12 protein-coding genes are annotated in these 12,939 nt (G+C 44.0%); 11 read left to right on the top strand and 1 reads right to left on the bottom strand.

The window, feature by feature from the left end; translation table 11 throughout:
• The first annotated feature begins 42 nt into the window (after positions 1 to 42).
• Genes ABUA31_RS02665 through ABUA31_RS02655 form a run of 3 tightly spaced genes read left to right on the top strand, consistent with a single transcriptional unit; the run spans position 43 to position 2,395 of the window.
• Positions 43 to 483 (top strand): endolytic transglycosylase MltG, encoded by a 441-nt coding sequence (locus ABUA31_RS02665; protein ID WP_156327922.1) that lies wholly within the window; start codon positions 43 to 45, stop codon positions 481 to 483.
• Positions 484 to 498: 15 nt separating this feature from the next.
• Positions 499 to 1,140, top strand: a complete 642-nt coding sequence (locus ABUA31_RS02660; RefSeq protein ID WP_015533124.1) for an O-methyltransferase — start codon at positions 499 to 501, stop codon at positions 1,138 to 1,140.
• A gap of 25 nt (positions 1,141 to 1,165) precedes the next feature.
• Positions 1,166 to 2,395 (top strand): peptidase U32 family protein, encoded by a 1,230-nt coding sequence (locus tag ABUA31_RS02655; RefSeq protein WP_055144916.1) that lies wholly within the window; start codon positions 1,166 to 1,168, stop codon positions 2,393 to 2,395.
• Between the two features lie 19 nt (positions 2,396 to 2,414).
• On the opposite strand, the gene sigK is transcribed toward ABUA31_RS02655, so the two are convergent.
• Positions 2,415 to 3,035, bottom strand: a complete 621-nt coding sequence (gene sigK / locus ABUA31_RS02650) for an RNA polymerase sporulation sigma factor SigK (RefSeq protein WP_015533122.1) — start codon at positions 3,033 to 3,035, stop codon at positions 2,415 to 2,417.
• A 284-nt stretch (positions 3,036 to 3,319) separates the two neighbouring features.
• On the opposite strand from sigK, the gene ABUA31_RS02645 reads away from it, so the two are divergent.
• The 8 genes from ABUA31_RS02645 (at position 3,320) to ABUA31_RS02610 (ending at position 12,937) form a co-directional block, all read left to right on the top strand.
• On the top strand, positions 3,320 to 5,062 hold the full coding sequence (locus tag ABUA31_RS02645; RefSeq protein ID WP_015533121.1) for a GspE/PulE family protein: 1,743 nt from the start codon (positions 3,320 to 3,322) through the stop codon (positions 5,060 to 5,062).
• Positions 5,063 to 5,136: 74 nt separating this feature from the next.
• Positions 5,137 to 6,198, top strand: coding sequence for a type IV pilus twitching motility protein PilT (locus tag ABUA31_RS02640; protein ID WP_022217246.1), 1,062 nt, complete (start codon positions 5,137 to 5,139; stop codon positions 6,196 to 6,198).
• A gap of 220 nt (positions 6,199 to 6,418) precedes the next feature.
• Positions 6,419 to 7,627 (top strand): type II secretion system F family protein, encoded by a 1,209-nt coding sequence (locus tag ABUA31_RS02635; protein WP_055144038.1) that lies wholly within the window; start codon positions 6,419 to 6,421, stop codon positions 7,625 to 7,627.
• A 17-nt stretch (positions 7,628 to 7,644) separates the two neighbouring features.
• Positions 7,645 to 8,061, top strand: a complete 417-nt coding sequence (locus ABUA31_RS02630) for a type II secretion system protein (RefSeq protein WP_055144040.1) — start codon at positions 7,645 to 7,647, stop codon at positions 8,059 to 8,061.
• 145 nt (positions 8,062 to 8,206) lie between these two features.
• On the top strand, positions 8,207 to 8,632 hold the full coding sequence (locus tag ABUA31_RS02625; protein WP_015533118.1) for a type II secretion system protein: 426 nt from the start codon (positions 8,207 to 8,209) through the stop codon (positions 8,630 to 8,632).
• A 560-nt stretch (positions 8,633 to 9,192) separates the two neighbouring features.
• Positions 9,193 to 10,806 carry a type IV pilus assembly protein PilM gene (pilM, locus tag ABUA31_RS02620; RefSeq protein ID WP_055144042.1) on the top strand — a complete coding sequence of 538 codons (1,614 nt, stop codon included), beginning with the start codon at positions 9,193 to 9,195 and terminating at the stop codon, positions 10,804 to 10,806.
• Between the two features lie 12 nt (positions 10,807 to 10,818).
• The gene (locus ABUA31_RS02615) at positions 10,819 to 11,583 is read left to right on the top strand and encodes an acylphosphatase (RefSeq protein WP_055144044.1); all 765 of its coding nucleotides are present in this window, start codon (positions 10,819 to 10,821) and stop codon (positions 11,581 to 11,583) included.
• 31 nt (positions 11,584 to 11,614) lie between these two features.
• Entirely contained in the window at positions 11,615 to 12,937 is a 1,323-nt protein-coding gene (locus ABUA31_RS02610; RefSeq protein WP_055223930.1) for a prepilin-type N-terminal cleavage/methylation domain-containing protein, read from the top strand.
• Positions 12,938 to 12,939: the final 2 nt, after the last annotated feature.

Below are 12,939 nucleotides of genomic sequence, written 5' to 3'. Positions count from 1 at the left end.
GCGCTGGCTGAGATGTATTTGTGAACAAGGAGAATAACGATTATGGCTTTAGATAGTGCTAGAAGTATGAAGAAGATTCTGAGATTCCTTTTTGGACTATTCATCAATGTATGTATTTTATTTATATTGGTAAAGGCTTTCTCATACTCGTATGATTTTGCGTATCAGGTGTTTGCCACAAGGGCTGCGGATCCGGGCAGCAACCGTAAGGCAACTATACAGATAACTCAGGACGAGCCGCTTCTTGATGTGGCGGATTCCCTTAAGACGGCGGAGGTCATCAAGGACAAATACGCTTTTATACTGAAGGTCAGAATAGGCGGATATGCAGATGATATCCAGCCTGGTACATATCAGATAGCACCGAGCGATACAAATCAGGAGATAATAGAGATCATAACGGGAAATGGCAAGAGTTCCTCGGGGGATAGCAACGGAGACAGCAGTGATGATTCCTCCGGTGAGGACAGTGCCGAGGAATAGACAGAGAGGATAATTATGGTATGTGATGAAAGACTTGCGTCATTTATCAATTCCTTCAATACAGACTACGATGAGGTTGTGACCTCGATCAGAAGAGAGGCAGAAGAGAACAGGGTACCTATCATAAGACGAGAGGCCGGAGAGTTCATCAAGATGTTGATTCTTATGAACAGGCCGAAGAAGATTCTTGAGATAGGTTCAGCCGTTGGCTTTTCTGCCATTTTTATGAGTAGATTTCTGGATGATGACGCACATATAACAACTATAGAGAATTATCAGCCGAGAATAGAAGAGGCGAAGAAGAATATAGTCAGAGCCGGGGCTTCAGACAAGATCACCCTGCTTGAGGGCGATGCACTGGAGATATTACCGGGTATGACAGAAAACTATGATATGGTGTTCATGGATGCAGCTAAGGGTCAGTATGGCAATTTTTTCACGGAGGCTATACGGCTGCTAGCTCCGAAGGGGGTATTGCTCTGCGACAACGTGCTTCAGGACGGAGATGTCCTTGAGAGCAGATTTGCAGTTACCAGAAGAAACAGAACGATACATTCAAGGATGAGAGAATACCTGTACGAGCTCACCCACAATGAACATTTGGAGACGGCCATACTCAATATAGGGGATGGAATGAGCCTTAGTATCAGGAAATAAACGAAAAATGGTTGGAGGAAACGATATGAGAGATAAGAAACCAGAGCTTCTTGTCCCGGCGGGCGGACTGGACACGCTCAAGGTGGCCGTGGACTATGGAGCTGACGCAGTGTATATAGGCGGACAGGCATTTGGCCTCAGAGCGAAAGCAGACAACTTTTCCATAGAAGAGATGAAACAGGGCGTGGAATATGCCCATGCACATAATGCTAAGGTGTATGTGACAGCCAATATATTTGCACACAACTATGATCTGGATGGAATAAGAGCTTATTTTGGCGAGCTGAAAGATACAGGTGTGGACGCTGTTCTTGTATCCGATCCGGGTGTGTTTACCATAGCTCGGGAGACTATGCCGGATATGGAATTACACATAAGCACACAGGCTAACAACACGAACTACATGACATACAAGTTCTGGTATGACCACGGCATAAAGCGGGTTGTGTCTGCCAGAGAACTGTCCCTTGCGGAGATATCACAGATAAGAGCAAACATACCGGACGATATGGAGATAGAGTCATTTATCCATGGCGCTATGTGCATATCATATTCAGGAAGATGCCTTCTCAGCAACTACTTCACAGGCAGGGATGCGAATCATGGTGCGTGCACCCATCCGTGCAGATGGAAGTATTCCATCGTCGAGGAGACCAGACCGGGAGAGTATATGACTGTCAACGAGGACGACAGAGGAACATATATATTTAACTCCAAGGATCTGTGCATGATAGAGTACATCCCGGAGATGATGGAAGCCGGAATAGACAGCTTCAAGATAGAGGGACGTATGAAGACGGCTCTGTATGTGGCGACCGTTGCCAGAACCTACAGAAAAGCCATAGATGATTATATGGAGTCAGAAGAGAAGTACAGAGCAAACATGGAATACTACAAGAGAGAGATAGCCAAATGCACATACAGGCAGTTCACAACGGGATTTTATTTCGGGAAGACAGACTCAGAATCACAGATATATGATAGCAACACATATGTAAAAAACTATACGTATATTGGAACTGTGAGAGAGGTTACCCCGGATGGCTGTGTATGCTTTGAGCAGAAGAATAAGTTCCTGGTGGGAGAGAAGCTTGAAGCCATGGGCTTTGATGGAACAAATATAGAGTGCGAGGTTCAGGCGATATACGACGAGAAAGAAAACAGCATGGACTCTGCGCCACATCCAAAGCAGAAATTGAGGGTGAAGCTTGATAAGGAGCTTGAGACCGGTATTATACTGAGAAGAAAAGAGTGATCATAAGGATGTCTGGATGTCAATCCAGGCATCCTCTTAATTTGCCAAGAGCCTTTTTCTCTATGCGCGATACATATGACCTGGAGATTCCGAGCATCCTGGCTACCTCCTTTTGGGTGAGAGGTGACTGCCCGTCAAGACCGTAGCGCATACATATGATCTCCCTCTCCCTGGATGAGAGGAGCGATGATATGCAGGAGGGAAGCAGGCACAGGTGGTCGTCCTGTATCATTTTGTCCAGAACGTTGACGTTCTCCGAACCTATGATGTCAAGGATGACGATCTCGTTACCCTCTTTATCAGTGCCGATGGGATCGTAGATCGAGACCTCACGCGCCTTCTTCTTCTCGTGGCGGAGAGTCATGAGAAGCTCGTTTTCGATACATTTGGCGGCATAACCTGACAGCTTACAGCCTTTGTCGGGCTTGTAGCTGTCTATGGCTTTGATGAGACCTATCGTGCCTATGGACAGAAGATCCTCGGGATCCCTCACGGCGGAATTGTACTTTCTGGATATGTGGGCGACCAGACGGAGATTGTACTCTATCAGAATGCTGCGGGCAGCCTTGTCGCCGGACAGGCACAGCGCAATATATTTTTTCTCTTCTTCGGGAGTTAGTGGGTTTTTAAACGCTTCCATATATGAACTGCTCCCGTAAATTGATTGTACCGGCTGTACATTTGCTGGACGGGCTATTTTACAATTAGTACAGTCAGCTTGCTTATATAATATGTTTATTGTGCAGAAATAGTGCCTATCCACCCTGTAAAAAAGCAAAAATCCGATAAAAGTGCAAAAAAATGTATCTAAATATGTACAAAATGTTTAAAATGTGAAAATACTGTGATATAATACGCTTTAGGTATTTGGATAATTCTGCCTGTGCGTAGAATTGCGAGAGACGTGAGGAGGGTATTTAGAGAATGCGATTAAGCGTGGGACGTAAGAAGATCAGAATTGGAGATGTCCTTGTAGCAGCGGGGGCTATCACGGAGGAACAGCTTCAGGAAGGACTTGCAAAGCAGAAGGAGACCGGCAGAAAGCTTGGTAACGCCCTGGTTGATCTGGGATTTATAAGTAACGACATGCTGATTACGGTACTTACAACCCAGTTGGGAATTGACTACATAGAGCTCAAGGGAGCTAAGATCGAGGAGAAGGTTATACACATGGTGCCTGAGAACATGGTCACCAAGTATCAGGCCATACCTATAGAGATAGATCCTGATAACCCGAACATCCTCAAGGTAGCCATGGCAGATCCAATGGATATCATGGCCATGGACGATATTGGTCTTGTGACAAATCTTCAGGTAGAGCCGATGCTCGCATCTGAGGAGGGAATCAGGAATGCCATAGACAAGTATTACGGAAGCGCTCAGGCTATGGAGGCTGCTGAGGCCTACAGACAGGAGCAGCAGAATGTGCTCGGCGGAGGCGACGAGGAAGAGGGCAACGAAGAAATCGATAATTCCCCTATCGTACTTCTGGTTAAGCAGATCATCGAAGGCGGAGTAAGACAGAGAGCGTCAGATATACATATAGAGGCTCTGGAGAACAGCGTCAGAGTCAGATACAGAATAGATGGTGCACTTAAGCAGGTTATGTCATACGACCTCAGCATACTGGCAGGTATCACAGCCCGTATCAAGATCATAGGCGGTATGGATATAGCAGAGAAGAGAAAACCACAGGATGGTCGTATCACCATCATGGTTGACAGAAGAGAGTTTGATGTCCGTGTTTCTATCCTTCCAACAGTTTTCGGAGAGAAGACGGTTATGAGACTTACATCCAAGGACGGTCTGACAAAACCGAAGAGTGCCCTTGGTTTCGATGCAGAGCAGGAGAAGGTTTTCGATAATATCCTCAGCAACCCACATGGTATCATCCTTGTAACGGGACCTACAGGATCAGGAAAATCAACTACACTGTACACATCACTCAGTGAGCTTAACACAGAGGATGTTAATATCATCACCGTTGAGGACCCTGTCGAGGCGAACATCAACGGTATCAATCAGGTGCAGGTTAATAACAAAGCGGACATGACTTTCGCGGCAGCCCTCAGATCTATCCTTCGTCAGGATCCGGATATCATCATGATAGGAGAGATCCGAGACGGTGAGACAGCAGGAATCGCCGTACAGGCCGCTATCACAGGACATTTGGTTGTATCGACACTGCATACTAACTCAGCGGCTTCGACCATCACCCGTCTTATCGATATGGGTATTGAGTCATACATCGCCGGTGATGCTGTTGTTGGAGTTATTGCACAGAGACTTGTGCGAAGACTTTGTACCACATGTAAGCAGCCAAGACTTGTGGAGGATGATGAGAGAGTTCAGCTCGGTGTTCCGGCTGACGAGGAGGATGTCATCATCTACGAGCCACAGGGATGCCCACTGTGTAACGACACAGGCTATTCAGGACGAATCGGTGTATACGAGATGATGCCTGTATCAAGAGAGCTTCAGGCTGTTATCGCTTCCGGAGCTACAGCGGATGTCATTGAGAAGCAGGCCCTCAAGGAAGGAATGCTCACACTGAAGATGGGAGCTGCCAAGCACGTTCTTGATGGTATCACATCCATAGCAGAGATGAACAAGATTGTTCACAGTACAGTGACCGTGGCCGAGGGAGTGGACATGGGAGAGCTGTAAGATATAAGAGATATATAATGAGATTATATATAAATTGTAATTATTAATGCAAAAGGGAAAGGAAGGGACAAGTTATGTTAGACATGAAGGAATTACTTGCCTTCTCTGTAGAAGCAAAGGCGTCAGATGTTCATATAGCTGTAGGTATACCACCTAAGCTCAGAATCAACGGTAAGCTCACCGAGGTTGAGGTTCCGGCACTGTCACCTGCTGATGCGGCAGAGGCAATTGGATCTACTATGAAGGACAGGCATAAGGCCATACTTCAGGACAGAGGAGAGGTCGATTTCTCATTCGATTCACCTGAGACCGGACGTTTCCGTGTCAATGTATTCATGGACAAGGGAAACATGGCAGCAGCGTACAGACGAGTTGAGACACAGATCCCAAGACCTGACCAGCTTGGTATTCCAAGGGAGGTTGTTGAGCTCTACAAGAGAAAGAGAGGTCTGGTTCTCGTAACAGGACCTACAGGTTCTGGTAAGTCAACCACACTTGCATCTATTATAAACAAGGCGAATGAGAACCTTACGGATCACATCATCACACTTGAGGATCCTATAGAGTACATTCACCATCACAATAAGGCAATAGTTAACCAGCGAGAGGTTGGTATGGATACACTCAGCTATGCAAATGCACTTCGTGCAGCACTCCGTGAGGATCCTGATATCATCCTCGTAGGAGAGATGCGAGATCTTGAGACTATCTCCACAGCCATAACCGCTGCCGAGACAGGACACTTGGTATTCTCCACACTGCATACAATCGGTGCGGCAAGTACCATCGATCGTATCATAGATATCTTCCCTACAAACCAGCAGCAGCAGGTAAGAGTTCAGCTCGCGATGGTTCTTGAGGGAGTTATCTCACAGTCGCTTCTTCCTATAGCGAGCGGCAACGGACGAGTTGCAGCCTTCGAGGTAATGCTTGCATCACCTGCTATACGAAGTCTGATACGAGAAGCCAAGACTCATCAGATCCAGTCAACTATCCAGACAAGCAGAGCCTTAGGTATGATCACTATGGACGATGCATTGTATGAGCTGTATGCTTCAGGGACCGTCACAAGAGAGGTTGCCATGACATACGCACAGGATCAGCAGTACCTGAGAAAGAAGATCAACGGACAGTAAGATATATGGAATAATCGATTGCCATATGGAAAAATGTGGTATAATAACCAAGCCGCATTGTGCACATTGTCTAAAAAATAACGTGCAAATAATTAAATGTTGATTAAATCTGTGTGGTATAGTAAGATATTTTACATATAATTTATGTTGCATTATTGCGCTTTTAAAGTGCAGATACATGAAAACGTAAGAATATTAAGATTGGGTCGGAGGAGAGACAATGGCAGTATTTAATTACAAGGTTGTTGACAGAGATGGTAAGAATAAAAAAGGTACCATCGAGGCCCCTAACAGAGACGGTGCTGAGAAGAAGCTGAAGTCAGAAGGCTACTCGATCATGAGTCTGACGGAGCAGAGCAGCCCGCTCGGGGGTATAGGATTTAAGAAGAAGGTCAAGTCAAGAGACCTGGGTGTATTCTGTAAACAGTTCTCGGCGGTCATCAAGGCCGGTGTTACCATCATATCCGCACTGGAGCTGATGGGGGATCAGATTGAGAACAAGACACTGAGAAAGGCCATAGCAGATGCGCGTACATATGTAGAGAAAGGTGGAACTCTGGCGGATGCGCTCAGAGTTAACCCGGATGTATTCCCGCCTATCATGATCAACATGGTGTCGGCTGGTGAGATGTCTGGTAATCTTGAGATTTGCTTGGACAGACTGGTAGAGCATTTCGAGAAGGACAATGCATTGTCATCCAAGATCAAGGGTGCCATGACATATCCTATAGTAGTTCTCTGTGTTATGGTTATAGTTATCATAGTAGTGTTGGTAGCGGTTATACCAAACTTCTCAAGTATGTTTGAAGAGATGGGAACTCAGCTTCCACTCGCAACTCGTATGATGATGGCGGCGGCAGATTTCGTTATGTATAAGTGGTGGCTGCTCATAATCATAGTGGCAGCTATAGTGTTCGGTGTTAAGTTCTTCAAGAAGACACCGTTTGGCGAACAGCTCTTTGCGAACATAGGACTTAAGGCTCCAATATTCGGAAATCTGAATGTTAAGACAGCCTGTGCAAGATTTGCAAGAACCATGAGTACATTGATGGCGTCAGGTATATCGATGATAGATGCTGTTGAGCAGGTTGCAAAGATGATGGATAACAAGATTATCAGAGACGGCCTGATGGATGCTAAGGTTCAGGTGTCCAAGGGTGTACCGCTTTCAAAACCACTTAAGGATATGACGATGCTTCCACCGATGCTCTCAGCCATGACAAAGATTGGTGAGGAGACAGGAGATATAGAGGAGATGCTCAGCAAGGTTGCTGACTACTATGACGAAGAAGTTGAGGCGGCAACAAATGCGCTTACAGCAGCTATGGAACCTATGATTATGGTTCTTCTTGCAGGTGTTGTTGGCATGATAGTTGCAGCGGTATATGGACCTATCATGAGTATGTACGATGCTATGGATAATGTATAAACAAAAGAGGAAATTAGATGAATAGAAATAAAGGCTTTTCACTGGTGGAGCTTATCATAGTCATAGCTATCATGGCTATTCTCGCCGGAGCACTTGCACCGGCGCTCATAAAGTACATAGCAAAGTCAAGAAGATCGACCGATGTGTCGAACGCCCAGACTATAGCGACGGCAGTCGCCAATGCCTTATCGGTAGAGAAGGCATATGATGATGCCACACCTGGTGATTACCCGGTGAATACCGATGGCACACAGCTTGGCACATCGAATGCGTTCACATCAGAAGTCACAAGTCAGCTTGGGACAAGTACATTCAAGCCAAAGTATGACAAGGACAAGCAGTTCACTATCACAGTCAATAGTGATAAGGCTACATTCACCGTAAAGGTGGACAGCTCAGAGCTGTATCCGGATGTGTGTGATGCTTACAAGTAACATACGTCTGGTAGCTATTTGATATATCATGTATGACCTGCATGATAACTAAAAAGGTTAAACCCGGTAGAACGAGGATGCCGGTTTGATATAGTGCAAAGCACATAACAACACACAATAAACAACTAAAAAGGAGAGTAATATTATGAAGAAAAACAACAAAGGTTTCTCATTAGTAGAGTTAATTATCGTTATTGCTATCATGGCAATCCTTGCTGGAGCTCTTGCACCGGCACTTATCAAGTACATCGCTAAGTCAAGAAGATCAACAGATGTATCAAATGCACAGACAATCGCAACAGCAGTTACAAACGCACTTTCAGTAGAGGCAGCTTACGATGCAGCAGAAGCTGGTGATTATACATTATCAACAACAAAGCCTGTTGCAGTAAATGGAACTGGCGCTGCATTTACAAGCGAGGTTGTATCACAGCTTGGTTCAGCTGCATACAAGCCAAAGTATGATAAGGATCAGTCATTTATGTTTACACTTAGCTCAGATAAGTCTACTTTCACTGTAACAGTTAATGGTTCAGAGCTTTATCCAGATGTATGTGCAGAATACAAGTAAGATTCTGACAGACTTGTGTAAACTTACGGATTGTTCATGAGAACATGATTGATGTTACATAAGTGTAGCACAGACGGTGATTATACCTGTTGCAACCTCGTACAGGCAGTGAGTGTGATCATCGTCAGGTGCTGACACATTATCTACTATTTATATTTATAGTAGCTGGGGATTTTCCCCGGTTGCTATATCTTTACACAGAGCTGAATATGAAGGAAAGAATGTTATATAGAGTGTTATATAGTCTGATCCTTTATACTCACTCTTTCTTTGCAGTCAGCGGTTTTTTGTATATGTGACATGTCACATAGCATGACTTATGGCGGCAACTGGCTTACCTAGGTAGAGCTGGTACTTATTTTTCAGTGAGTTTCTTCTATATAAAAGGGTCATTATGTGGATGAGATGAGCTATTAAAAGGGTGACAGAATGTTGACCTTTATCCGGAAAGCACTTATCCGGAACAATTATATGAATGGGGTGAACAGCGGTAAGCTGGTACTCAAAGCAATGTGGAATTTTCCATACAAAACTACTGATTAGCGAGGGAGGCTATAAAAATGGCGAGTAATAATAAAGTCTTAACAATCGACATTACAAATGAAAGTATTACTATCGTTGAAGTTACACCTTCAAACAAGAAGCAGTCAACGATACACAACGCTATCATCTTCGAGACACCGGAAGATGCCTATGAGGATGGCGTGATCAGAGACAAAGAGAGAATAGCAGAGGCAATCAAGTCTCAGCTCTCAGCAAATGGAATAACAAACAAGAACGCGATATTCGTTCTTACCTCTACAAAGATCGTTAACAGAGAGGTTCTTGTACCTTTCGTTAAGGAGAACAAAATTAAAGGAATTATTAATGCGAACTCATCAGAGTATTTCCCTGTTAATATAGAGGATTACGTAGTGTCTCATACAGTTCTTGAGACAGTTACTGATGAAGAGAATAACAAGCAGCTCAGAGTTCTTGCAGTCGCTGCACCAGAGAACATGGTAAGATCATACTATGATCTCGCAGCTATGGCTGGACTGAAAGTAGTAGCACTTGATTATATTGGTAATGCAATGCTTCAGTTGATCAAGACTCAGACAACAGAGGCAATGACAACTATGGTAATCCAGTTGGGCAGTGAATCAACAGTGCTCAACATCGTAAAAGGAGATACACTTCTCCTTCAGAGAACAGTTCCATACGGAACAAATGTTGTTGTGAATGAAGTTATGGATGCGAAGGGCGTGGATGCAACAACAGCCATGACATTACTTCAGAATGAAAGACTTCTCACGGTAGATTTCGACGACAACGCAATAACAGGAGCGTTCAGATATCTCATCAACAACATCGGTCGAGTTATGGACTTCTTCACATCAAAGAATCCTGATAAGCCTATTGATGATGTATTCCTCACAGGTGATGGAGCCCTTATCAAGGGAATCGACGGCTTGTTCAAGGTTCAGCTCAATGTATCAACCAGAGTAATGGATACATTGTATAACATCAAATTTGACCCAAAGATTGATCTTAAGATTTATAATCCTGTATATCTCATGGTTCCTATCGGAGCTGCCTTTGACCCTATGGGCTTCGAGCTTGGTGAGACTGGCAGCAAGGGCGGTGCAAGCAGTGTTGACACAACACCACTGGTTATAGCATTTATCATCATAGCAGTCATAGTTGCAGGTGGTGTTACAGCGTACTCGTTCATAGCTAAGAACAAGGCTCAGTCAAAGCTTGACCAGGTGAACAGAGATATTGATTCTATCAAGGATATAGAGCAGATCGTACAGGACTATGAGGATGCAGAGTCTGTATACATGGATGCTCAGAATATGTACAGCTACACAGAGAACCTCAATGAGAATGTTGGAACACTTATTGCGGAGCTTGAGGACAAGATGCCAAAGGGAATCAGTCTTACAGCGTTTGATTCATCTTCAACAGAGGTTAGTTTCACAGGTAACACGAAGTCGTACGAGGATATAGCTGCATTTGCAATAAACCTCAAGGATATAGAGTGCATAGACAATTCATTCGTTCAGTCTGTCACTGAGAATGTGGATAAGCAGAGCGGGGATACAACATACGACTTTACAGTTACATGTATCTACAAGGATGTAAATGCAGATGACACCGAGACTTCAACAGATGAAGTATCAGTTAATTAAGGAGGGACTATCATGGATTCAATCACAAAGGGCCAGAGAAATCTATTATTATTCATATTGGGAATTGCTATCTTAGTGCTTCCTATAAGATTCCTTGCCATGAGCAATTTTGATGACAAGAAGAGTATTGAAAGTCAGTACAACGAGAGACAGACATATTATAACAGCCTGCTTGAGAAGGATGCGAACAGACAGCAGTACATAGCTGACACTGAGAAGTACAAGGCAGACTATGAGGCTGTTCTTGCAGAATTTCCATCAGAGCTGTATCAGGATAACACAATCATGTATTTACAGGGTGTAAAGGATAAGTATAAGTTCAACTTTCCTAGTGTAACAATGGGTGAGGAGACACTTTTCTATACACTTGGCGCAGGCGCTGTGGGCGACGTTACCGTTGCTGATAATTCAAGTGCTTCAACAGATGCAGCAGCATCTGACGTGACTATAGATGATTCAGCAGCTACAGCATCAGGTTACAACTGCTATTCAGCATCATTCCCTGTCACATACGAGGGAGACTACAAGGATATCAAGGATGTCATCGACTACATCAAGAATGGTGATTACAGAATGACTCTTGACGATGTCACTATAGCATTCAACGAACAGACAGGAAAGTATGAGGGAGATATGACTATAACCTCATATGCAGTAAACGGTGATGACAGAACTACAGATCACGCAGATGTGAATGTACAGACAGGTACAAACAACATCTTTGGAAACCCAACAGTAAAGTCTACTACGACTACGACCACAACAACAGCCCAGTAGATGCATACACTTAAATGGAGTGAACAAATAAATGGTTAAATCAAACAATAAAGGATTTAGTTTAGTAGAGATTATAATCGCTGCTGCCATATTTGCCATTCTGATCTATCCGATAACCAATGCATTGATCACAGCCACGAAGACGGGTACTACATCGACGAAGAAGCAGTATGCAGTCGAGAAGGCTGAGGAGATCATGGAGATCTTTAAGACCGCTGATCTGTCAGGAAATGTGAATATTCCTGATGGCAATGGAACAAAGACATATTCCTTTACAAAGGGAACACCATCGGGAAAGTCTATTACATTGCCGAATTCTAAAACGGCGGAATATTCGGACACAACCTATACCTGCAACGATGTATCCATAGGAAAATCTTATGAGACCTACACCTGTCAGGTGGATGTGAATGATGCGGCATATCAGGTTCTTAAGAATGGATATGTGCTTGCAGGTCTTGATGGTGGTGCGACATTCAAGAGCGATGAAAGTGGCGCCATACAGACTAATGCTACGGAATCGGGAACTATCAGAAATCTGGACAGCAAACAGTCGGCTATCATTATAGGTGCCACCTATAATGTAGCCGCAACAGGCAGCAATCTTGATAATCTCGCATATCAGTATTTCCTGGATGCGAAGCTTGACGTGCTGAGAAAGTATGATGTGCAGTACAACCATTATCTTTCCGGTGGTGGAACATTCGATGAGGATCATTTCCAGAAGAATACCAAGATCAAGATATCAAAGCTGGGATCCACATATACAGTTGAGTGTTATGTGGAATACACAGATTATACAACGGTCTCAGTTATCAGATCACAGTATGAGAGCTCAGGCAAAAATGTATACAAGCCTACCACCTTATATGGTGATGGAATAGTATACAAGCAGGAGTTTACGAATGGTCTGCCACCTGTGTATCTTCTCTATGTTCCGGCGATATACAATGGTTCATACTGTACGACAGATACCATAACGGTGGATAATTCAGGAATATCTGAGAAGGCGGATGTGTATGTATTCGAGACGACAGCAGAGCTCAGCGATACATACAAGAAGATCATACGTGAGCAGTTCAATGTGGCGAACGTTGATGATCTTACATATACGAATGCAGGAAAGAACACCAAGATGTCAGATGTCAAGGTGAGACTTAAGCTGGCAGCGGGAGCAAAGTCGTCAGATCTTAATGTATATGCCAACTTTGATTTTGACAATGTTAATTCTGACTATCCTGTAGCTCGTTTGACAGAGGATCAGAGTGACAGTGTATATATGTACGATATAACAGTTACTTTGACAGATAGTAAAGGAAACAAGACGACGGTTACTGGAACAAGGGGGAAGTAACA

The sequence above is a fragment of the Coprococcus sp. RTP31081st1_H1_RTP31081_211007 genome (assembly GCF_040227275.1).
In the GTDB taxonomy this organism is placed as follows: Bacteria; Bacillota; Clostridia; order Lachnospirales; family Lachnospiraceae; genus Coprococcus; species Coprococcus aceti.
The sequence above is the reverse complement of the archived record's forward strand: the minus strand, read 5'-3'. Positions and strand labels throughout refer to the sequence as shown.

Coding starts and splice junctions, on each gene's coding strand:
- ABUA31_RS02665 (WP_156327922.1), top strand. CDS start 43: ATGGCTTTAGATAGTGCTAGAAGTATGAAGAAGATTCTGAGATTCCTT.
- ABUA31_RS02660 (WP_015533124.1), top strand. CDS start 499: ATGGTATGTGATGAAAGACTTGCGTCATTTATCAATTCCTTCAATACA.
- ABUA31_RS02655 (WP_055144916.1), top strand. CDS start 1,166: ATGAGAGATAAGAAACCAGAGCTTCTTGTCCCGGCGGGCGGACTGGAC.
- sigK (WP_015533122.1), bottom strand. CDS start 3,035: ATGGAAGCGTTTAAAAACCCACTAACTCCCGAAGAAGAGAAAAAATAT.
- ABUA31_RS02645 (WP_015533121.1), top strand. CDS start 3,320: ATGCGATTAAGCGTGGGACGTAAGAAGATCAGAATTGGAGATGTCCTT.
- ABUA31_RS02640 (WP_022217246.1), top strand. CDS start 5,137: ATGTTAGACATGAAGGAATTACTTGCCTTCTCTGTAGAAGCAAAGGCG.
- ABUA31_RS02635 (WP_055144038.1), top strand. CDS start 6,419: ATGGCAGTATTTAATTACAAGGTTGTTGACAGAGATGGTAAGAATAAA.
- ABUA31_RS02630 (WP_055144040.1), top strand. CDS start 7,645: ATGAATAGAAATAAAGGCTTTTCACTGGTGGAGCTTATCATAGTCATA.
- ABUA31_RS02625 (WP_015533118.1), top strand. CDS start 8,207: ATGAAGAAAAACAACAAAGGTTTCTCATTAGTAGAGTTAATTATCGTT.
- pilM (WP_055144042.1), top strand. CDS start 9,193: ATGGCGAGTAATAATAAAGTCTTAACAATCGACATTACAAATGAAAGT.
- ABUA31_RS02615 (WP_055144044.1), top strand. CDS start 10,819: ATGGATTCAATCACAAAGGGCCAGAGAAATCTATTATTATTCATATTG.
- ABUA31_RS02610 (WP_055223930.1), top strand. CDS start 11,615: ATGGTTAAATCAAACAATAAAGGATTTAGTTTAGTAGAGATTATAATC.